The organism is Staphylococcus sp. 11007852 (assembly GCF_011394325.1).
GTDB lineage: Bacteria > Bacillota > Bacilli > Staphylococcales > Staphylococcaceae > Staphylococcus > Staphylococcus agnetis.
Map to the genome: position 1 here is coordinate 1 of NZ_JAANBJ010000024.1, position 22,908 is coordinate 22,908.

At 35.6% G+C, this 22,908-nt stretch carries 23 protein-coding genes; 18 read left to right on the top strand and 5 right to left on the bottom strand.

Translation table 11 applies throughout. From position 1 onward, the window contains the following. Nucleotides 1-41: 41 nt before the first annotated feature. Entirely contained in the window at nt 42-737 is a 696-nt protein-coding gene (locus tag G8Y85_RS06785; protein WP_060551659.1) for a helix-turn-helix transcriptional regulator, read from the bottom strand. A 498-nt stretch (nt 738-1,235) separates the two neighbouring features. On the opposite strand from G8Y85_RS06785, the gene G8Y85_RS06790 reads away from it, so the two are divergent. The 8 genes from G8Y85_RS06790 (at nt 1,236) to G8Y85_RS06825 (ending at nt 9,897) form a co-directional block, all read left to right on the top strand. After that, a complete protein-coding gene (locus tag G8Y85_RS06790) occupies nt 1,236-2,012 on the top strand; it encodes an inositol monophosphatase family protein (protein ID WP_394371419.1) in 777 nt (258 codons plus the stop codon). Between the two features lie 108 nt (nt 2,013-2,120). Next, nucleotides 2,121-3,074, top strand: coding sequence for an LCP family glycopolymer transferase (locus G8Y85_RS06795; protein WP_060551657.1), 954 nt, complete (start codon nt 2,121-2,123; stop codon nt 3,072-3,074). 92 nt (nt 3,075-3,166) lie between these two features. Continuing rightward, nucleotides 3,167-3,808, top strand: a complete 642-nt coding sequence (pcp, locus tag G8Y85_RS06800) for a pyroglutamyl-peptidase I (RefSeq protein WP_107400798.1) — start codon at nt 3,167-3,169, stop codon at nt 3,806-3,808. A 176-nt stretch (nt 3,809-3,984) separates the two neighbouring features. Further along, a complete protein-coding gene (fdhF, locus tag G8Y85_RS06805; RefSeq protein WP_060551655.1) occupies nt 3,985-6,921 on the top strand; it encodes a formate dehydrogenase subunit alpha in 2,937 nt (978 codons plus the stop codon). Further along, nucleotides 6,921-7,385: a helical membrane plugin domain-containing protein gene (locus G8Y85_RS06810; protein WP_165805607.1), complete on the top strand. Its 465-nt coding sequence runs from the start codon at nt 6,921-6,923 to the stop codon at nt 7,383-7,385. The genes fdhF and G8Y85_RS06810 overlap by 1 nt, the downstream gene beginning before the upstream one ends. 273 nt (nt 7,386-7,658) lie before the next feature. Then, nucleotides 7,659-7,901, top strand: a complete 243-nt coding sequence (locus G8Y85_RS06815) for a hypothetical protein (RefSeq protein ID WP_060551654.1) — start codon at nt 7,659-7,661, stop codon at nt 7,899-7,901. 30 nt (nt 7,902-7,931) lie between these two features. Continuing rightward, entirely contained in the window at nt 7,932-8,714 is a 783-nt protein-coding gene (locus tag G8Y85_RS06820) for an N-acetylglucosaminidase (RefSeq protein WP_165805608.1), read from the top strand. A 58-nt stretch (nt 8,715-8,772) separates the two neighbouring features. Beyond that, complete coding sequence (locus tag G8Y85_RS06825) at nt 8,773-9,897, top strand: FAD-dependent monooxygenase (protein ID WP_165805609.1); 1,125 nt, start codon at nt 8,773-8,775, stop codon at nt 9,895-9,897. Nucleotides 9,898-9,958: 61 nt separating this feature from the next. Here the strand turns inward: G8Y85_RS06825 and G8Y85_RS06830 are convergent, their stop codons facing one another. The 3 genes from G8Y85_RS06830 to G8Y85_RS06840 form a co-directional block, all read right to left on the bottom strand. Next, a complete protein-coding gene (locus G8Y85_RS06830) occupies nt 9,959-10,915 on the bottom strand; it encodes an NAD(P)-dependent oxidoreductase (protein ID WP_165805610.1) in 957 nt (318 codons plus the stop codon). A 165-nt stretch (nt 10,916-11,080) separates the two neighbouring features. Beyond that, entirely contained in the window at nt 11,081-11,650 is a 570-nt protein-coding gene (locus tag G8Y85_RS06835) for a CHAP domain-containing protein (protein WP_037566663.1), read from the bottom strand. Between the two features lie 410 nt (nt 11,651-12,060). Then, nucleotides 12,061-12,441: a DUF4870 domain-containing protein gene (locus tag G8Y85_RS06840; protein WP_165805611.1), complete on the bottom strand. Its 381-nt coding sequence runs from the start codon at nt 12,439-12,441 to the stop codon at nt 12,061-12,063. Nucleotides 12,442-12,636: 195 nt separating this feature from the next. Here G8Y85_RS06840 and G8Y85_RS06845 point away from each other — a divergent pair, with 195 nt between their 5' ends. From G8Y85_RS06845 to G8Y85_RS06855, 3 genes are all read left to right on the top strand, one after another. Continuing rightward, nucleotides 12,637-13,713 carry an NAD/NADP-dependent octopine/nopaline dehydrogenase family protein gene (locus G8Y85_RS06845; protein ID WP_085622643.1) on the top strand — a complete coding sequence of 359 codons (1,077 nt, stop codon included), beginning with the start codon at nt 12,637-12,639 and terminating at the stop codon, nt 13,711-13,713. A gap of 19 nt (nt 13,714-13,732) precedes the next feature. Next, nucleotides 13,733-15,142 carry a Na+/H+ antiporter NhaC gene (gene nhaC, locus G8Y85_RS06850; protein WP_060551649.1) on the top strand — a complete coding sequence of 470 codons (1,410 nt, stop codon included), beginning with the start codon at nt 13,733-13,735 and terminating at the stop codon, nt 15,140-15,142. A gap of 106 nt (nt 15,143-15,248) precedes the next feature. Continuing rightward, nucleotides 15,249-15,722: a hypothetical protein gene (locus G8Y85_RS06855; protein ID WP_165805612.1), complete on the top strand. Its 474-nt coding sequence runs from the start codon at nt 15,249-15,251 to the stop codon at nt 15,720-15,722. A 44-nt stretch (nt 15,723-15,766) separates the two neighbouring features. Here the strand turns inward: G8Y85_RS06855 and G8Y85_RS06860 are convergent, their stop codons facing one another. Next, the gene (locus G8Y85_RS06860; protein WP_107400796.1) at nt 15,767-16,495 is read right to left on the bottom strand and encodes a CHAP domain-containing protein; all 729 of its coding nucleotides are present in this window, start codon (nt 16,493-16,495) and stop codon (nt 15,767-15,769) included. Between the two features lie 461 nt (nt 16,496-16,956). On the opposite strand from G8Y85_RS06860, the gene G8Y85_RS06865 reads away from it, so the two are divergent. From G8Y85_RS06865 to G8Y85_RS06895, 7 genes are all read left to right on the top strand, one after another. Further along, complete coding sequence (locus G8Y85_RS06865; RefSeq protein WP_060551646.1) at nt 16,957-17,280, top strand: PH domain-containing protein; 324 nt, start codon at nt 16,957-16,959, stop codon at nt 17,278-17,280. Between the two features lie 403 nt (nt 17,281-17,683). Further along, entirely contained in the window at nt 17,684-18,733 is a 1,050-nt protein-coding gene (locus tag G8Y85_RS06870) for an LLM class flavin-dependent oxidoreductase (RefSeq protein WP_103345607.1), read from the top strand. A 24-nt stretch (nt 18,734-18,757) separates the two neighbouring features. Next, nucleotides 18,758-19,111 (top strand): DoxX family protein, encoded by a 354-nt coding sequence (locus G8Y85_RS06875; RefSeq protein WP_165805613.1) that lies wholly within the window; start codon nt 18,758-18,760, stop codon nt 19,109-19,111. Between the two features lie 264 nt (nt 19,112-19,375). Then, nucleotides 19,376-19,723, top strand: coding sequence for a transcriptional regulator, SarA/Rot family (locus tag G8Y85_RS06880; protein WP_037567037.1), 348 nt, complete (start codon nt 19,376-19,378; stop codon nt 19,721-19,723). A 188-nt stretch (nt 19,724-19,911) separates the two neighbouring features. After that, nucleotides 19,912-21,069, top strand: coding sequence for an acyl-CoA dehydrogenase family protein (locus G8Y85_RS06885; protein WP_103345653.1), 1,158 nt, complete (start codon nt 19,912-19,914; stop codon nt 21,067-21,069). Nucleotides 21,070-21,157: 88 nt separating this feature from the next. After that, nucleotides 21,158-21,550, top strand: a complete 393-nt coding sequence (locus tag G8Y85_RS06890; protein ID WP_060551634.1) for a YbaN family protein — start codon at nt 21,158-21,160, stop codon at nt 21,548-21,550. Nucleotides 21,551-21,833: 283 nt separating this feature from the next. Then, complete coding sequence (locus G8Y85_RS06895; protein ID WP_103345606.1) at nt 21,834-22,751, top strand: ABC transporter substrate-binding protein; 918 nt, start codon at nt 21,834-21,836, stop codon at nt 22,749-22,751. Nucleotides 22,752-22,908: the final 157 nt, after the last annotated feature.

The window sequence follows — 22,908 nt, forward strand, 5'->3', positions numbered from 1 at the left end:
GCATTCATAAATGAACTTTGTTGGCTGATCCATATTTTGGCTTACGCATTATGTTGTAAATAATCACGGTAATTTGCAATCGTAATATCATTCGTTTGAATAGATTTATGGAAACTGTAATCAATGTCATCAATTGAAGATATATCGATGATTTCAGTATAATCTCCACCGATATGATAGATGATCGCTTTCCATTCCGCATTTTTACAAAGTAATCCGATAAAGACGACATTTGCAAATTGTTGACGTTGTTGCACTGAGGGATGAAAGTACAATCCCATAACTTTGCGCTCATGACAATAAATTAATATGTTTTTAAAAAGTGGTGGGAGTGTCGTGTGTGTATCATCTTCAAAGACAATATATTGGTCCAATTCCTTTAATTGACGGCGAAGCGCGGTGTTGGGTTGCCGCTTTAATTTTTGAATGAGTTGATGTATTTCATTTTTAAAAGGTAATGACGTTTGATGTATGCGCTCATTCAAAATTAAATATAGGGCCATCACTTCGTCATCTGTAAGATCAAGCTTAATATTTTGAGGACGAGATTGAATTTTATAGCCACCATTTTTACCAGCATGTGCTAAGATTTGAACACCTTTTGCTTCTAATTCTTGGATATCACGAAGAATGGTTCTTTTAGAAACTTGAAGTTTACGAGCTAATTCGACTGCAGATATTTGATTTTGTTTTTGAATGAGTTGAATTATTTTTGACTGACGCGTTTCTTTATTCACACTCCACACCTCCGCATCGTGTTATATCTTATAAATAGTTTACCACATAAATGATAGAACACTTATTAATAAGGTTTATACGCACATAACGTACTGAAATCAAGGAACATAAATTAAACAAGAGTCACCCATAAAAAAATTCAATAAATTGTAAGAAAACGCTTACATTATTTAAAAAATTATGATATAGTATAAATTAGCTACTAGGGGATGGTACAGCATCATCAAACGAGGGGTAAACTATCTTATGATAGTAAAGTTTGACATGATAAGTTGTACTTATGGCTAGTTAAACATCTTCAATATTTATTACTTACTTTCCTTTCTATGCCGGTTGGTTTATCCAATCGGTTTTTTTGTTCGGATAATTACGTGAACTTATTACTTATATAATTGATTTTATTAATATATTAATAACGGTTGGTATTGAATTACGATAGAGGGTATAATAAAAGCAATCCGTGGAAGGAGGGAATCAATTTGGTGACTCAATATGATATCAATGACATTGATAATGAAGTGAAGACGTGGTTTCGTGGATTAAATTTGCTCATTCCTTCACTTATCAAACAAATGCAGACTGATACGAAAAAGAATCGTTTTGACCTCGTAACAAACGTGGATCAAACTTTAGAATCTAATTTTGAAGGGTTATTAAAAGACTTATATCCAGACCATAAGTTATATGGAGAAGAAAGTCATCATGACACTACAGATTTAAAGCAGGGTTATACATGGGTGATGGATCCGATTGATGGCACTGCGAATTTAGTCAAACAACAAAATGACTTTTGTATCATTTTGGCGTTATTTGTAGATGGAACACCTACATTATCATATATTTATGATTTTCCAAGACAAACATTATATCATGCCAAAAAAGGTGAAGGTGCTTTTGTGAATCATAAACGACTAGAACAGGTTCAAGCACAGCCTTTAAGTGAATTGATTGTCTCATTTAATAATAAAGTGTTAAATGATGCAACGATGCATGATTTATTAGATGCCTCGTTTGCGTACCGACTCATAGGAGCATGTGGTTTAGACTCTATTCGCGTCTGTACTGGACAGTTTGGTGCACATATACATACAAATGCTAAACCTTGGGACATTGCAGCGCAATTCTTATTTGCTTCAGAATTAGGGTTAAAAATGACAGATTTTAATAATAAAGCCATTGATTTTGTTCGTGGAGGTCCTTTTATTATAAGTAATCCAGGATGTCACGATGAAGTTTTAAATATACTTTTATCTAATGGTGGGTATCATAAATAGTAGTGCGTCTTAGGACTGATTGAAACATTTACGATTTAGGATATGATACGTTTAATATACGATTAAAGATAGTGCGTTAACAAATTTAATGAATGGAGTGGGAACGCTTTGAACTACCAACGATCAAAAAAACGAAAAAATCCAATTGTTAGAGCTTTACTATGGATTATTGGAATCTTATTCATTTTAACAATCATAGCTGTCGCATATTTAGCGTTTAAAATATTTGTTACAGGTGACGCGATTCATAACCCTTTGAAACGAGAACACTCAGCGTTACGGTCTGGTCAAGTGGATATGAATAAAGGGGAACCTATTTCGATTGCGCTTTTTGGAATTGACTCTGATGCGAAACGTCAACAACAACACGATGGTCAACGTAGTGATACGATTATGTTAGTTTCGATTAATCCAGATAAGAAGACATCAGAAGTCATTAGTATTCCTAGGGATACACGTGCAGAAATCGTCGGTCGTGGTACAACTGAGAAAATTAATCATGCGTATGCATATGGTGGTCCAGATATGGCAGTGAAATCACTTGAAAAATTAATGAATGTGCCAATTGACCACTATGCTACAGTAGACATGGATGGCTTGAAAGATACGATTGATACGGTAGGCGGTATTGATGTAGTTAGTAATGCCACATTCAACGTACACGGTCAACAATACAACCAAGGTCAAAAAGTGCACTTAGACGGTGATCAAGCAATGGCGTTTATTAGAAGTCGTAAAGAGTCAGGCGCTGGTGGCGACTTTGGTCGTCAAGAACGTCAACAACTTGTGCTTCAAGGTTTAGCGAATAAATTAACAAGTGTATCCTCTATCACAAATTTTAACGCTTTAATGGATCAACTCGGAAAAAATGTCACAACAGATATGACCTTAGGTGAGTTGAATACATTCAGAAGTAATTACAAAGAAGGTAATAATAATGTCGTTAAACACCAATTAAAAGGGTCTGATACGACTGGAGAAGATGGCTTATATTACTTTATTCCAGATGAAAACAGTAAACAAGAAGTCATTCAAAGTTATCGAGATAATTTAGGTATATAATTTGAAAACTTCGTCCATAGTGGGCGGAGTTTTTTAGTATATGATAAAAAGTGTCATAACCCATCGTCATTATTGATAAAGGAGTGAGTTTTATGAACATTCTCATCACAGCTTTTGAGCCGTTTCATGGGGCTGAAACAAATCCGTCAGCAATGGTAGCTTCTCGAATACCACCGACAATTAATGGACACTCAATAGCTGTTCTTATATTGCCTACAGCTTTTCATCTGTGTGTGGAAAAAGTGCGACACTATTTAGAGAGAAACGCGTGTGATGTGGTCATTGGTTTAGGACAAGCAGGTGGTAGAAAGTGTATTACACCAGAACGCGTGGCAATTAATATCGATGATGCTGTCATTCCTGATAATCAAGGGTATCAACCGATCGATCGTCCCATCCTAAAAGACGGTCCTCCAGCTTATTTTTCACAATTACCTGTTAAAAGAATGGTTCAAGCAATGCGAGAAGCTAGCGTCCCTAGCGCACTTTCAAACAGTGCAGGCACTTATGTTTGCAATCACTTTATGTATGCTTTAGCACACCTAGCATATACAACGTATCCAAACGTACGAACAGGATTTATTCATCTTCCATACGCACATGAACAAATCGATAAAAGTGATTGTACGCCTTCTCTTTCGCTAGATACTTTGGTTAAAGGGATTGAAATAGCCATTCGTGTTGTGATTGATGAGAAAACGGATAGTCATGAAGCATTAGGGACGATAAGTTAGCGTTGTTTACGTATTTAAAAAAGCTAGATGATTAATATTTTATTTTTTTAGAATAGTGAACATTAGCTAAAATTATGGTAAATGGTTAACATTTGGACATAAACAGTTTAAAATAGAAGTGACTAAGTATGTGGGGGCATCTTAGGCATATAAAATGTTTTTATAGGGGGGATACTATGCAAGAACATCTTATCGTTACATTAGATGGTAAAGATTATCTTGTAGAACCAGGTAAAAACTTACTTGCGTTCATTAAAGAACAACAAACATTTGTACCTTCCATTTGTTACAATGAATCACTAGGTCCGATACAAACATGTGATACGTGCGCGGTTGAAATCGACGGCAAAATCGAACGTGCATGTGGGACTACGATTGATCGTTCAATGGTCGTGAATACTCAAGGTCAAAATGTACAAGCTTCACAAAAAGAAGCGTTAGATCGTATTTTAGAAAAGCATCAACTGTATTGTACAGTGTGTGATTATAATAACGGCAACTGTGAAATTCATAATACGATGGACGAATGGGGTCTTGAACATCAGACGTATGAATATAAGCCGAAACCTTATGAAGTAGATTTTGGGCCATTCTACCGTTACGACCCTAATCAATGTATATTATGTGGACGTTGTGTAGAAGTATGTCAAGACGTTCAAGTTAACGAAACATTAACGATTGACTGGGAACGTGAACAACCACGAGTGATTTGGGATAATGACGTTTCCATCAATGAATCATCATGTGTTGGTTGCGGACAATGTGCAACGGTATGTCCATGTAATGCCATGATGGAAAATAACATGGTAGGTAAAGCGGGTTATATGACAGATATTGAGCCAGGTTCATTAGCATCGATGATTGATTTAACGAAGAAAGCTGAAACAGGCTACGGACCTTTATTTGCAGTATCTGATTCGGAAGCAGCAATGCGTGAAGAACGTATTAAGAAGACAAAAACAGTATGTACATATTGTGGTGTAGGTTGTAGTTTTGAAGTTTGGACAAAGGATCGAGAAATATTAAAAGTTCAACCATCTCACGATTCACCAGCGAATAAAATATCTTCTTGTGTGAAGGGGAAATTCGGTTGGGATTACGTGAATTCCGAAGAGCGCTTAACAAAACCTTTAATTCGTCGTGGTGATCACTTTGAAGAAGTGGAATGGGACGAAGCGATTCCATACGTTGCTAAACGCATGCAAGACATTAAAACACAACATGGTTCGAAAGCGCTATCATTCATTTCGTCTTCTAAAGCAACGAATGAAGAATCCTATCTCATGCAAAAACTTGCACGTCAAGTATTTGGGACAAACAATATTGATAACTGTTCACGTTATTGCCAAGCGCCTGCGACGAAAGGATTATTCCGTACTGTAGGGCATGGTGGAGATTCTGGATCTATAGATGATATCGGCAATGCTGAAATGGTCATTACGATTGGTACCAATACAGCCGAAGCGCATCCAGTTATCGCATCACGTATTAAACGTTCGCACAAACTATTTGGTCAAAAATTACATGTTTTTGATATCCGTAAACATGAAATGGCTGAACGTGCAGATGAATTTTATCAACCACATCCAGGTACAGACTTAGTTTGGTTATCAGCTGTGACAAAATACATTATTGATAATGATTGGCATGACAAAGCATTTATTGAAAAATGGGTTGATCATGCAGATGCGTATTATGAATCTTTAGAGCCGTATACGATGGAATTTGCTGAGGAGACGACAGGTATTCCAAAAGAACGTTTGATTCACTTAGCTAAAGAAATTGTAAGTGTTAATTCTGTTGTCGTATGTTGGGCGATGGGTGTAACGCAACAAGAAACAGGTTCTGATACGAGTACTGCAATTTCAAATATGTTACTTGCTACAGGTAATTATATGAAACCAGGCGCGGGTTCTTATCCATTGCGTGGTCACAACAATGTCCAAGGCTGTTCTGATTTTGGAAGTATGCCAGATAAATTTCCAGGATATCAAGGTGTAGCTGATGACGAAGTACGTGCACGTTATGAAAAAGCTTGGGGTGTGACTTTACCAAGTGAACCGGGTTATGATAACCATCAAATGATGGACCATATTCATGCTGGCGATGTACACAGTTTATTTATACTGGGTGAAGATACGGGTATCGTCGACTCAAACATTAATTATGTGCAAGCGGCATTAGAAAAAGTTGATTTTCTAGTCGTTCAAGATGAATTTTTAACTTTCACTGCGGAATATGCGGATGTAATATTACCAGCAAGTCCTTCTCTTGAAAAAGATGGTACATTTACAAATACAGAGCGTCGTTTCCAACGTTTATATCAAGTTTTAGAACCACTCGGTGATTCAAAACCGGACTGGCAAATTACGCAACTTATTGCTAAAGAACTTGGATTTGATTGGAATTATTCACATCCATCCGAAATTATGGATGAAGCATCAAGCTTAACACCGATGTTTGCTGGTGTGAAATATGAACGCTTAGAAGGATACAACAGCTTACAATGGCCTGTAGCGGCAGACGGTACAGATTCACCGTTGTTATTTACAGAGCGTTTTAACTTTGATAATGGTAAAGCAAAATTCTTCCCATTAGAATTTGATAACTTCTACAAGACGAATGAAACGTATGATTTACATGTTAATAATGGACGTGTCCTCGAGCATTTCCACGAAGGAAATATGACGTATAAAGTGCCTGGTTTAAAATACAAAATGCCAACAGCATTTATTGAAATTTCACCAGAACTTGCTCAAGAACGCAATATCCATGAAGGTGCGGCTGTTAAATTAACGTCAGAAACAGGTGAAGCAACGGGGCATGTACACATTACGGACCGTGTAAAAGGTAAACAGATTTATTTGCCGCTTAATGATAGCAATGAGATCGCGATTAACTATTTAACAAGTAGTGTCACAGATCCAGAAACACACACACCGGCGTATAAATCGACTTGTTGCCGAATGGAAGTACTTAGTAAGCGTGGTAAATCACCACTTAATCCGACGAACTTCCGTAATCAAAAGCGTCATCCACAGTATAGTGTTGCTGTAGAGAAAAAATGGGAAAGACCAGATTACATCTTTCCAGGGGATCAGGTGATGAAATAATGGCTGAAAGAATCTCTAAAATTAAACGCATTGAAAAATCAGAAGCGGAAATCAAAGCAGAACAAGTCACGAAAGTGACAGATGCCATTGCTGAAAATAGTGAGAGTATTTTAAAAGCGATTAAACTCGTGGAAGCATTAGATGAAGCTAAAATATTAGATGCTTTAACAGGTGCAATCAAACAACGTGGCGTTATCACTGAAAAAGTCGTCACTGAACTTAATAAAGACCAATATGCTGGTGCAATTCATAACATCGGTCAAATGGCATTTTTATTAGGAGATTTAAATCCGGATGATTTAAAAATTCTCATGAACAAATTAAATAAAGGATTGCGTGTTGCCCATCAAGCAAGTGGCAATCAACGTACATCTATAGCTGGTTTAATGGGTATTCTAAGAGATGACAACATGAATCAAAGCCTCACATACTTTTTAAACATACTAAAAGGAATGTCAAGATAAGCATAAGTTAACTTTACTCAACGTCTTGACCTTTATCAATGAGCCTTCAAAGTCCATTTAAAAATGAACTTTGAGGGCTTTTATTCATTATTATAGAAATGATTGTTATGTTTGTGATATTAATGTGAAAGGACGATTTCCAATAAATATACATAGATGTGAAAATGGATTATCGCAATGGAACTGAATGAAATGTGACGGTTTTTCTAAAGGATTAAAAGCAGAGTGATTGCATTCATGATAAAATGATAAGTATTAATAAGGAGGGAATTTATGGATATTAAAACAATAAAAAAGTTAGCAATTTTATCGAATGTGTTATTAGTACTCGGCTTAATATCACTCTTTTTTATACATACTATCGTTGCAATCGTGTTCTTTTTATTATCACTAGGATTAAGCCTTTTTATCTTTAATCGCATGTTTAAAGGGAAAAATTGGGTGCGCAATGCGATCAACATTGCTTATGTTATCGTGCTCATTGTGGTGGTTGCCGTGCTATTTAAAATGATTTAAATGATTTTATAAACTTTAGGGGAGTCTTTTATGAAATCTTGGATTAAAAAGCATCCTTCAAAGATGCTGGTAATTGTGATTTTAACAGTTTTTATGATATTACTTTTTATTAATGAAACGCATTGGTTTACTAACGATAAAACAATGACATTTGATGAAGCGGTGCAACGTCAAACTGCACAAGGCGTCTTGCATACTGTAGCACATCAAAATCAATTTGTTGAAGCAAGTCAAAGTGAAGTCAAAGATGCCATGCGTGTGGAATTTCGTGATCATGATTTAAAATATATGGATATTTCTGAACCTGTTCACCTTTCAAAAGATGAAGTGAATCGTATGTTGAAAGGAAAAGGGATTTTAGAAAATCAAGGAGATGCCTTTTTAGCGGCACAACAAGAAACGGACGTGAACGTAATTTATCTCGTCAGTCATGCCTTAATTGAGACAGGTGAGGGGCAGTCAGAACTTGCTAATGGCATCAAGCATAAAGGGAAACGATATTACAATTTTTTTGGCATCGGTGCGTTTGATAGCGATGCAGTAGCTACAGGGAAAAGTTATGCTGTACGTGAAAAGTGGACGTCTCCTGAAAAAGCAATCAAAGGCGGTGCGCATTTTGTGCGTAACCAATACTTTAAAAATGGTCAGATTACACTGTATCAAATGAAGTGGAATCCACAAAATCCTGGAACAAATCAATATGCGAGTGATATTGCATGGCCGTCTAAAATTGCAGGACAAATGCAACATTATTACGATCAATATGGGATAAAAAAAGACCATATACGACGTGATTTTTATAAAAACGGATAAATAAAGTTAGACGTTTTTAACCATTTAAGTGATGAAAGGCTTTTAAGAGGTGAAAAGAATGAAAATTGGTATCGTTGGTGCGGGCATTGGTGGTTTAACACTTGCAGCACTCTTACGTGAACAAAAACATGAGGTACATATTTTTGAAAAAAACGCAACAACAGCAGAAGTTGGCGCAGGTATAGGCATTGGAGATAATGTTTTAACAAAATTGGGAAAACATGATCTTGCCAAAGGTATTAAAAATGAAGGGCAAATTTTGCAATCCATGCGTATCAGTGATGAACAAGACCGTAAACTGAGTCAAGTTGATTTTCCTAAATCAGCGACAAATGTCACGTTATTACGTCAGTCATTAGTGGATATTATTGCCACTTATGTGGATCAACACGTTATTCATTTTAATTGTGAAGTGACAGGAGTTAATGCTACTGATCATGGGGTAACTTTAACTTTTGCTACAAAAGAATCAGAACAGTTTGATCTCGTTGTGGCGGCTGATGGCATTCATTCTCATGTGCGTCAATCGGTTGCTCCTGAATCTAAAGTGCGCTATCAAGGTTATACGTGTTTTCGAGGTGTAGTTGAGGACATGGATACTCTAGGACATATTGCTGAAGAGTATTGGGGGAAAAAAGGACGTTTTGGGATTGTCCCATTACTGAATGGTAAAGCCTATTGGTTTGCTACAATCAATGCGAAAGAGAAGGATCCCAACTATTTACACTTTAATAAGCCATACTTACAAGCGTACTTTAATCATTTCCCTCAAAAAGTACGTATGATTCTTGATAAGCAGCCTGAAACAGAAATATTGCATCATGACATCTATGATTTAAAACCGCTTAAAACATTTGTGTATCATCAACGCATCGTCTTGCTTGGAGATGCAGCACACGCGACGACACCTAATATGGGACAGGGTGCTGGTCAAGCGATGGAAGATGCGATTGTGTTGAGTAATGTGTTATCTCAATATGCACTTCCAGAAGCATTAAAACGATATGATCACTTACGTGTAAAACATACTGCGAAAGTGACCCGTAAATCTAGAAAAATTGGGGTTATGGCTCAAAAAGATAGCAAAATGGCTATCGCTATACGTAATAAAATGTTATGTATATTGCCAGACCGTTTAGTGATGAGGCAAATGAAGTTTTTAAATAAAGCTAAAAGTGAATAATAGAGTATATGAAAAAATGCGTATAAGCGACCTTCAATATAGGGCTTATACGCGTTTTTGTTTAAGGATTTACGATGAAATCAGGTGTTTCACCTTGAACTTTTTTTATTAAATTTGTTGCAACGATTTCAGCCATCATATCACGAGCTTCAAAGGTTGCATTACCGATATGTGGTGTAATCACGACGTTATTAAGTGACTTTAACCCTTCAGTAATTTGCGGTTCAAATTCATAAACATCAAGTGCTGCACCTTCAATGATGTTATTTTGTAATGCTTCAAGTAACGCCTGTTCATGGACTATGGGTCCACGTGAGGCATTGATTAAGTATGCAGTTGGTTTCATTAAATTGAGCTGTTCTTCATCAATCATATGTTCCATTGATGGATTGTAAGCAGCGTTAATGACTACAAAATCTGATTCTTTAAGTAACGTATTTAAATCTACATACGTTGCATCTAACGCTTGCTCTTTTTCTTCTTTGCGATTTGGACCAGTATATAAAATATTCATATCAAAGCCTTTGGCACGACGCCCTACGGCACTTCCTATTTCTCCTAGTCCAATAATACCTATGGTTTTGCCAGATACTTCACGACCGCGGAAAAATAATGGGGCCCACCCATCAAAACCTTCGTGACGCATTAATTGATCTCCTTCAGGAATGCGACGTGCTACCGCAAGTAAAATACCTATTGTGAGTTCAGCCGTTGCGTTAGTAGATGCTTTAGGCGTATTCGACACTCCGATACCTTTTGATTTTGCATAATCGATATCGACATTATTGAAACCAGCGCCATAATTTGCAATAAATTCTAATTGCTTTGCATGATCGATAACGTCTTTATCTACTTGAGTTGATAATAGACTTACGAGTCCAAATGCATCTTCAACCCCTCGTTTTAATTCATCTTTACTAATAATACCTTTACCTTCATACATGTGTACGTCAAAGTGTGATTCTAATAACGCTAATCCGGCTTTAGGTATTGGACCAGCAACAAAAATTTTTTTCATATTAATTTCCCACCTCTCTCTTTCAGTATAAAGTAAACGTTTTCTTAGTGACAAGGTAAGACTATTGAAACTAAAAAAAGAAAGTATGAGAGGGGAGTCTCATACTTTCTTTTGAGTTAGAATGGATTTAATTGCACTTAAATCATTCCTATGATTAGATATTGATTATTTTACGTGAATAAAGTTATATGAACCTACTTCGCCAGCAGAGATTGTACGTTCACTTACGTTGAAAGGTCCACCATTGTAGTTCATTTCTGAAACAGTGATTGAACCATCTTCATTTACAGATTCAACGTATGCCACATGACCGAATGGTCCTTCAGATGATTGTAAAATAGCACCAGCTTCAGGTGTGTGATTTACAGTGTAGCCAGCTGCAGCCGCTGCGCTTGCCCAGTTGTTTGCGTTGCCCCATGTTGAACCGATTGAGCCACCTACTTTGTCGTAAACATACCAAGTACATTGACCAGCTGTGTATAAATTACCTGCTGAAGCTGTACCAGTTGATTGTGTAGATGTTGACGTTGTAGATGTGTTCGTACCGTTTGTATATGATGTAGAATTGTTTGATGTGTAATCGTAGTTAGTCGTTCCACCATTTGTATTGTAGTTGTAACTCCATGAATAATTATAGCTACCTTCAGCCGCATCAGCATCTTGATGGTTTAAACCTACTGCTGCTGCACCTACTCCCGCTGTTAATGTAGTTACTGTAGCGATTTTCTTTAACATAATAAAAATCCTCCCAAAAATTTTTTTATAATAGATTCCTTATTTGCTTAAAGACTTACAAGCGTGAAGACACGCATTTATGATTTCTAATCGCTTTATTTAACGACAAGACACACTTTATCAGAAAATAAGCCTTTTGTGTGGAATGTTACGATTTTGTAATCAAATGTAAAAAGTGACTATACTTTTTGTAATGATGTGACAACAGAAAAAATAGGGGCGTAAATTTAAAAAAGAGTGGGTATGAAAAATAGTAAAAGGGGAGCAACGCTTACTTTACAGACCATATTTAATCAATATAAAAAATCCCCACACCTACGTATGGGGATTATTTTTAAAAATAAAATGACCAATATGTTCTATTCGACACCACATTTTGTAATATTTTTTGTAACAATTAAAAGGTTCGATTATTTGAAAAATGGTATTGAAAGTGGCGGTAAATAATCTTCTCCATTATAAGCTTTGACAATTGCGACAATTTTAAAAATCAAGTAAAGCAATGCAACGATAGGAACAATGAGGAATCCAATAAGAACAAATATGAGTATAGTTCCAATTACTACCCATATTGTATATGAGATTTCAAAATTGAAATAGTTTTTACCCGCAACATCAATGAATTTTGAATTGTCACGTTTGATTAACCAAATTAAAAGGGGTCCTATAATGGGTGCAAAAATAGATGTAACATAAATAAGAACTGCCATTAATTTTTCATCGTCATTGGGTAAAGAGGATGTACTAGAAACTGGTGGTGCGTGCGTCGTATCTTCGTTATATTGACTCATTTTATAACCTCCTATTTTGGGTCAGTTTATTATTTATAGCGTAACATAAGTTGTAATATAATTCATTTATTGAAAATGTAAAGATACAGTGTTTAAAAGGTTTTAAAGCATTTAAGTTATTGATTTCATTTTATCGTTAGCTTTGTTAACATGCTTATGAGACATAATTATAACTTTAAGTGGGGAGAGTGTATTATGAAAATTGCTATCGTAGGATCTGGTAATGGTGCAGTTACAGCTGCAGTTCAAATGACAAATAAGGGTCACGATGTACGTTTATATTGTAGAAATCAAAGTATCCATAAATTTGATCAAGCAAAAGCTAAAGGTGGCTTTGAATTTAATGAAGAAGGACAAGAATCATTTGTCCCATTTACAAATATCAGTGATGATATGTCGTACGTTTTAGAAGATGCCGAAGTGATTATGCTAATTATTCCTTCTTCATTTATAGAATATTATGCTGAACTCATGGCTTCGCACATTCATGAAGGACAAGTCATCTTCTTTAATATGGCTGCGGCAATGGGATCTGCACGTTTTATAAAAGTATTGAAAGAGTTAAAAAATGATGTGCGTCCAATTTTTGCAGAAGCAAATACGCTTACATATGGTACGCGTGTGGACTTTGATGAAGCAATTGTCAATTTATCTTTAAATGTACGTAAAGTTTATTTTTCAACATTTAATGAGGCTGATTTAAGTGAGACCTTTAAGAAAATTGAGTCGCTATATCCATATATTGTTAAAGAAGAAAGCCTATGGAGAACAAATCTTGAAAATGGAAATCCAGAGGTGCACCCAGGACCTACACTTCTAAATGTAGGGCGTATAGATTATAGTGGTGACTTTGCACTTTATAAAGAAGGGATTACAAAACATACTGTTAGATTATTGCATGCGGTAGAACTGGAACGTTTAACGTTAGGGCGTAAATTAGGATTTGAGCTTGAAACAGCAAAAGAAGGACGCATCGAAAGGGGCTATCTCGAGCGTGAAGACGAGGATAAACCGCTTAAAAATTTATTTAATGATAGTCCAGTATTTTCACAAATTCGTGGTCCCCATCAAGTGAATAATCGTTATTTAACAGAAGATATTGCTTATGGGCTTGTTTTATGGTCAAGTTTAGGTCGTGAAATTGGTGTACCTACACCCAATATAGATGCGATAATCGTGATTGCTTCAACGATTTTAGAACGTGATTTCTATAAAGAAGGTCTCACTATAGAAGATTTAGGCCGTGAAAACGTCGGTTTAACATCATACTAATGTAGAGGGGGAAGGGTGTATGACACGCAAACCGTCATTTCTAGAAGCTATTTCAACGATTATCGTTATGATGATCATTGTATGTGTTGGATTTATCGTTTTTAAAATTCCAGTCCAACCGTTGCTTATTTTGGCTTCAGCTTATGCTGCATTTATCGCATGGCGTGTCGGGCTAAAATGGCAAGATTTAGAGGAAGGTATCGTACATAGATTAACTACAGCAATGCCAGCGCTATTTATCATTTTAGCTGTAGGTATTATTGTGGGGACATGGATGTATTCAGGGACCGTGCCTGGTTTAATTTATTATGGATTGAAATTTTTAAGTCCTCAATACTTTTTAGTGTCGGCATTTTTAATTTCGGCAGTGTGCTCAGTTGCTACGGGTACTGCATGGGGTTCTGCCTCTACAGCAGGTATCGCATTAATCGCTATTGCTTTGCAAATGGATATTCCTGCGGGTATGGCAGCGGGCGCTATTATATCAGGTGCAGTATTTGGAGATAAAATGTCGCCATTATCAGATACGACGAACCTTGCTTCGCTGGTCACACGTGTGAATATCTTTAGTCACATTAAACATATGATATGGACGACGATACCTGCGTCAATCATAGGAATGATAGTTTGGCATATCGCTTCTATAGGTTTAGCACACAATGCGAACACTAAAAATATTCAAAAGATTTTATCTGATATTGATGCGATGTATCACATCAACATCATTGTTTGGATACCTATTGTTGTGATTGTGGTTTGTTTAATCTTTAAAATGGCCACAGTACCAGCAATGTTAATCTCTAGCGCCTCAGCGATTATTGTCGGTACTTTCAACCATGGTTTTAAATTTCAAGATGGATTGATAGCAACATTCACAGGATTTACGCCTGACATGTTAACCACAAATGTTGATGGATTATCTAAAAATGCATTAACTTTGATTGAACAAGGTGGCATTATGAGTATGACACAAATTATTGTCACGATATTTTGTGGGTATGCATTTGCAGGTATCGTTGAAAAGGCAGGTTGTTTAGATGTATTACTTGCACACATCTCTAAACAAATCAATACGCGTGGTTCATTAATATTAGTGACAGTTTTAGGTACCTTAATGATGGTACTAGCTGCTGGTGTTGCTTCAGTCGCCATTATTATGGTCGGCGTATTACTTATGGATATGTATAACAAAATGGGATATGACCGTGTGAATTTATCTCGAACACTCGAAGATTCAGGAACAATGGTGTTGCCTCTTATACCTTGGGGAACATCAGGTGTCTATTACACACAACAATTAGGTGTTCACGTCGGGGAGTTTTTTGTTTGGGCGGTGCCATGTTATTTATGTATTGTCATTGCATTATGTTATGGTTTTACAGGAATAAGCATAAAAAAACAACAGAGTGAACAGCGTGTTTTAAATTGATATTTTTAAGATTTTAAGGTTCATCTATGTTTAAAAATTTGAATAACGGTTATATTATAACTGTAAATGAGGTGATTCCATATTTTACTTAATAGGTCTTGTAGCGATGATACTATTATGGTTTGGGATACACCAATTTATCAAAAAAGACTTACATGTTGTAAAAAGTCCTTCTATCATTTCTTGGGTTTTCAGCTTTATCTTGTATTTTGTAGCGATTGTACTTTATAGAGCTGAAACCCATACTTTTGTGTTTAAAGTCCATGAATTAATCCTAATTACAGTATTTGGCTTTATTGTGGCATGGGTGTACTCTCACTTGCGTAAGTCTATTGATACACTGGTTTATACAGTAATTATTGCTGTATTGTCGATAATACTGGTTTTACTAACGTTCTCAAACCATGACGTTGAAAATGTTTCGATGATGTTGACTGTACGATTGATTCTGACGGCATTACTTGTTGGCGTCGGTGTAGATGTCGTGAGAAGACAAATAAAATCGAAACAAATGGAAAACTTTCCATTATTATATTTATTCGCATTTGGATATTGGGTCACTATAGCATATTGGTTTTAAAAAAAAGAGGTTCTCCGTTAATGACGGAAACCTCTTTTTTTAAATTAATGAATGTAATTGTAACTTGCTGCTTCAGCTGCTGAAATCGTACGTGATGTTACAACGCCAGGACCTTGTCCATAATTCATTTCAGAAACTGTGATGGTACCGTTGCTGTTTACTGATTCAACGTAAGCAACATGACCAAATGGACCTGAAGTTGTTTGTAAAATCGCACCAGCTTTAGGTGTATGATTAACTGTGTAACCTGCTGCTGCAGCTGCACTTGCCCAGTTATTCGCATTACCCCATGTTGAACCAATCGTACCACCTACACGATCAAAAACATAGTACGTACATTGACCGGCAGTGTATAAGTTGGATCCTGATGTACCTTTAGAAACTGTGCGTGAAGCAGATGTTGATGAAGTTGTGTATGACTGATTAGACGTTGTTGTTTTTGGAGCTGAAGTCGTTGGTGCAGAGTAATTATAATTAGAAGCAGTAGTGTTGTAGCGATATTTTGAAGTTGATGTGTAATTATAATTATTTTGAGTTGTGTAGTAATAGCTTGAACCATTTCCGCCGTTAAATTGTGCTGGAGACCAGTTACCTTGCCAAGTAAAGTGGTAGTTATTGTTTTGGTCAATTGTGTAGCTATAGCTATATGAAGTTGGGTCATTAGGGTTATAACCACCATTATATTCCGCAGCATCTGCGTCATGTCCGTGTGCTAAAGTAATTGCAGCTACACCTGCAGTAGCGATTGAAGTTGTAGCGATTAATTTTTTCATTTGAAAAAGTCCTCCTAAAAAGAATTCTATATATTATCAATTAAGACCATATGCTTGAGTAACTAACATTTTATACGTGTAAGTCGTGTAATTCATTTTTACAACGAGTAATACTCTAACAGAAAAAAATGTATTTGTGTGCTGTGTTAACACTTTGTAATTTTTGAGAAAATTTTTTATCATCGGTACATTATAAAAAGGAGAAGACAAAGTTGATGCCATCGTATTTTACGTTAAGAGAAATCAATATTTAGATTAATTAGAAAATTGATGTTAACGTTTTGTAATATGAATGACATTCTAAAGCACATTTAGGAAATCATTTATAAGGCTTAAATTTATATTTAGACAAATTTGATGGATGTTAAATTTTTAGCATTTGAACATTAATCACATTCCAAGTAATTTAAAACAGCACTTGTTATAATGAGGTTAAGACTATTTTAAAGGGGCGGATTGTGATGATTCTTGACCGTGTGAATCCTGAAGATTTATTTCCAACTGAGACAGCGGGACCAGCTGTACTAGGTACGATTGAATATGAAATACAGGGTCAAAGAGAGTATGAAGGGGCATATATTGCGACAAATGAGCGACTTATTATGAATGTAGACATGAATGGTCAGTTCTACTACCGAAATATTCCGTATGAAGATATTTCTAGTCTTTCATATGAAAATGGTGTCTTGTTGTTTGGGTTTGAAGTAGGTAAAGTAGCGATGAAAGACATTCAAACGGCAGACGTCCAACCATTTATAGATTATGTACAGCAATACATTAAATGATGTGTCTAAAAGCATTTTATAAAAAGTACCATCGCAACTTGCTTTTAAGGACAGTTCAAATTAAACTGTTCCATCTACCAATATTAAAACATTGTATTTAAAGTTTTATTTCAAGCAGCTATCAAACTGCAACCTCATTTATAGATGAATGTTATAGTATCTCTAATCACCTTCAAGGTTCATTTTTGTATGAATTTTGAAGGTTTTTATTTGAAATATAAGGTTTTATGCTTAGAATATGACATTTTAGGGCGCTTTGAATAGATGTAAATACGGCATGCGCATCACTATAAAACAAAAAATCGAAAAATATTTCTAATTCGAGATAAAATGATTGACTCACCTATTTTATGGCGTTATAATTCAAATATAAAATTTATACCGAAGTCGAGGTGAGAGATCAATGAAAGTAGAATTAGGGTTAACTTCTTTTGCAGACAACCATGACATTTATACAGAAGATAATGTTTATCCTGCAATTACCAATGCAGAAAGGATTCGTAACATTGTTGAAGAAATCCAATTGGCTGATGAAGTAGGGTTAGATGTATATGGTCTTGGGGAACACCACCGTCCTGATTATGCTGTATCAAGTCCAGCAACGGTATTGGCTGCTGCAGCATCAACAACGAAACATATTAAATTGTCTTCAGCGGTAACGGTGTTATCCTCTGATGATCCTGTTCGCGTATATCAACAATTTTCAACAGTTGATGCGCTATCAAACGGTCGAGCAGAAATTATGGCAGGACGTGGTTCATTTATCGAATCATTTCCATTATTTGGATATAATTTGAATGACTATGAACAACTGTTTGATGAAAAAATACAATTATTAATGGAAATTAATCAACATGAAATCGTTCATTGGGAAGGGAGTTTAAGACCCAATATTGATGGATTAGGTGTGTATCCACGTGCTGATAAAGCATTACCGATATGGTTGGCTACTGGGGGAACACCAGAATCTTCATTAAAAGCCGGTTCACTTGGATTACCCATTACGTATGCTATCATAGGAGGTAATCCTAAACGTTTTGCAAGAAATGTAGCAATGTATAAAGCGATGGCGGAATCCAATGGATATCAACCAGAAACATTACAAATTGCATCTCATTCGTGGGGATATGTTGCTGATACGGATGAAGAAGCTCAAGCACAGTATATGCCAGCTACTGAAGCACACCACAATATCATCGCTAAAGAACGTGGTTGGCCACCCTTTACGTATGAACACTTCCAACGTGAAATAGGACCAAACGGGGCTATGTACGTTGGAAGTCCAGAAACGGTTGCACAAAAAATTATTGATACTGTAGAGGCGTTAGGATTAACTCGATTTATGTTACATTTACCAATAGGATCAATTCCACATGAATGTACATTAAAATCAATACGTTTATTTGGAGAAAAAGTAAAACCTATAGTGGATGCGTATTTTAAAGATAAATAACTAGTGATAAGGAGAGATTGATTTATGATTTTAAGATATGTTGCAAATTTAAAAGTAGCAAAAGAATTAGTGAACGCTGCAAAACCAAAATTAAAAAATGACCAAGGGTTAAGAGACGCATTTGAATCTTTTAATTTATCACCAGACCTCGTGCGCGTTGTCGGAGCGGCTGAAACAGCAGCTGCAGTATTATTTGGATTAAGTATTTTTAGTAAACGTTTATCACAACTTGGATCATTAATCACTATTGTGGTATTGGGTGTAGCGATTCAAAAACATTTTCAAGCTGGTCACGGTAAACAAGGCGCGCAACACGCAATTGATTTAGTTTCTATGGCAGGTTTGAGTCTTGCTGACACATTAGTAAGCAAAAAATAATTAAAAATTTAAATAATAAATTGTTTTTGTTATTTGGAACTATGACATTATGCTGTTATAGTTCCTATTTTTTATGTCTGTGTGGGAGGCATAAAAAGCAAGCGTTTTGAAAAAAATCGAATATATTTTCAAGAAGTAATTGAAAAAAGCGCGGTAAAGGTTTAGAATACAATTATTAAGAAATTAAATTTCCAAGTAAATATAGTTTTTAGAAACACAGAAAGTTATGTATGCATCTTGGATAGCAACTACTGAGGTGATTAAATGAAGAAGTTTCCAATTAAAAACATGAAAGAGTTTATTGCCGTTTCACGCACAACTAAAGAAATCTCCAGCAATATTAAGCAGCAATATGCATTGACATATGAAGAGCTCTTTATTCTTGTACATGTACATGAAAAAAGGTTGCCTGCATATAATGTCAAAGATATCATCACAGTATCAAAGTTTAAACCGTACTATATTACAAAAGCGCTTCAAAAACTAAAAGAAAATGGGTATTTATCTAAAAAGAGAAATGAACAAGATGAACGTACTGTTATTATTGAAATTTCTAAGGAACAGTATGCAAAGATTGATCAATTATTTGAAGACATCGAATCTAAATTTTAAATCAATACCATCGTTAATGTTTACACATCATAAAGAGTGACAAAACGACTAAATTCACAAGCGAGATGAAGAAATGTGCGCATTTCTATCTCGCTTATTTTTAATTCCAAAAAATAGGAAAGTCTTAACATTTATACTATAATGTTGAGTGAAGTACTAAGAAATGTGAGCGGAAGTGAGTGATGGTGATGCAATCTATTTTAATTCAATCAGACATACAAAAAGAATGGATTCAAAAATTAGAAGCACAAAAAGCACAATTTAAAGCCAATGCAGCACAAAATGATATTCAAAGTAGATTTCCACATGAGAATATTCAATGGCTTATTGATAGTGGATATACGCAATTAACATTACCTAAATCATATGGAGGGTATGGTGCGTCACTTGAAGATATGGTGATTTTACAAACGGTGTTAGGCTCAATAGATGGTGCCACAGCACTCTCTATTGGCTGGCATTTAAGTTTTATAGGCGAGTTGTTTGAATCAAACAAGTGGGAGCACAGTCAATTATGCCAACTGGCTGAAGATGTTAAGCAAGGGGCACTCATTAATCGTGCTGTAAGTGAAGCTGAAACTGGTAGTCCCACTAGGGGCGGTAAACCATTAACATATGCTGAACGTCAAGAGGATTATTATGTGATAAACGGTGTTAAAACATTTACATCAATGAGTCCTGCTTTAACGCATATTGTGGTTGCAGCTTATATACCTGAAAAAGAACGTGTAGGTTTCTTTCTTGTTAAAAAAGATACTGAAGGATTGAGCATTGCGAACAATTGGGATATGTTAGGAATGAGAGCAACTGAAAGTCATGATATCCTACTTGATCACGTAAAAGTGCCTTTAACGCATCTTGTTGAAATCAAAGGAGAAGCACCAGCTTTTGAAAATGGGTGGCTCTTACACATACCTAGTACGTATTTGGGAATTGCTCAAGCAGCACGAGATTATGCATATGAATTTGCAGCTTCATATCAGCCGAATAGTATAGATGGCACTATTAGTGATTTACCCGTTGTGCAACAAAACCTTGGAAAAATGGACACTAAACTGATTACAGCACGACATTTACTATGGAGTACAGCGCATGCTTATCAATATAAATGTCAAAATCAGTCCATTCAGTCTGAATTGAGTGCAAGTAAAGTAGTTGTTATGAATGAGGGATTAGATGTTATCGATTTAGCGATGCGCATTGTTGGCGCAAAAAGTTTAGAAATGTCACGACCACTACAACGCTTTTACCGAGATATGCGCGCCGGATTACACAATCCCCCGATGGAAGATATGGCGTATCATCAAATTGCGGACATTGGGCTTCGTGCACTACAAATTCATTAAAATATAATGGCTTATGAAGTGTAGTCATTGAAAGAAAAGAAAACCCTCTTTATAATGAAACGGAATACGAAAGAGGGAGACGAGCATCATGCGCTATGTATTAATAGCTATTGGCGTCATTTTTACGTTACTTGGTTTTGCTGGCGCAGTGTTACCTTTGTTACCCACAACGCCATTTTTACTTGTAGCAGTTATATGTTTTGCTAAAAGTTCAGAGAGGTTTCATGATTGGCTTGTTCAAACGAAAGTATATCAAGCCTATGTTGAAGATTTTAAATTGTATCGCGGCTATACTATGAAGAAGAAAATCCAATTGCTTATTAGTTTGTATATTGTTGTAGGGTTTTCAATTTGGGCTGTTGATATTGCATTGATTAGAGTGGGACTTGTCATTATGGTCATCATTCAAACCATTGTATTATTTACATGGGTGCGCACGTTGCCAAAAAATCATCAAAAGAAAAGCAATTTTGACAGTTAACTTACAAGAGTTAATGATTAATACATGTATTACGATTACGTTCTCAAAATGGAAAGTCATTCATTTTGGGGACGTTTTTTGTGCTTGACCTGCAAAACTAAGTGATCACCTAAAAAATACATATGAAGATGAAATGAGCTCAAAACGGCGCTTTGACAGTTTGCGATTTAATAATTGTTCATAAAGTAGTATTTTTAAAATCTTTGATGATATTAAACGTATTGCTTTAACAGCCCAAAGTGTATATAATAATGATAATCATTATCAATTGGAGGAACAAAACATGCAAAAATGGTTCATTCCATTAGTAGCTATGATTTTACTATTAGCTGCTTGTGGTCAAAATAAAGAGGAACAATCTGCGCAATCGGATGTTAAGACGTTAGCGCTAAAGACAGCAGAGGGTAAACAAAATGTTAAAATACCACAAACACCTAAACGCATCGTCGTACTAGCCCCTACATATGCTGGTGGTTTAAAATATTTAGATGCCAATATAGTAGGTGTATCTAATCAAGTAGATCAAAGTCCAATTTTGAAGAAACATTTTAAAGATATTGATAAAGTTGGCAATGACGATGTAGAACAAGTGGCATCATTAAAACCTGATTTAATTGTTACATATAACACGGATAAAAATACAAAAAAACTTGAAAAAATTGCGCCTACTTTAGCTATCAATTATGGTATGTACAATTATCTAGAACAACAAGAACTTCTAGGTCAAATTATGAATAAAGAAAAAGAAGTAGCAGAATGGAAAGAAAATTGGGTGAAACAGACAAAACAAGATGGTACGGAGATTAAAAAAGCCATTGGAAAAGATGCGACTGTTTCAATCATCGAAGATTTTGAGAAGAAAATTTATGCTTATGGTAAAAACTGGGGACGCGGTAGTGAGGTCATCTACCAAGCATTTGGTTTAAAAATGCCGACAGAATTAGAAAAAGCAACTCAAAAAGAAGGTTGGAAAGAAATTTCTAAAGAAGAAATTGAAACATATGCGGGTGATTATATCGTTAAAGCGAAAGCACCAAAAGCGGCGCAACCAGAATTTACCCATACTGCAATGTGGTCTAATTTAAAAGCGGTCAAAGCAAAGCATGTATTTGATGTGGATTCAAGTATTTACTGGTACAATGACCCTTATTCTCTAGACGTGATTCGTAAAGATTTAAAAGAAAAATTTCTAAAGAATTAAACATTGCATATTAGCATTTCACCCTGTATATTCAATTCAAATATGACGCATTTAAGTGATTGCTAAGTTGACATAAAACAATTGATAAAGCCTTCAAAGTTCATCTCAACATGAATTTTGAAGGCTTAACTTTTTAAAAAGCACGTGCTCATTCTGA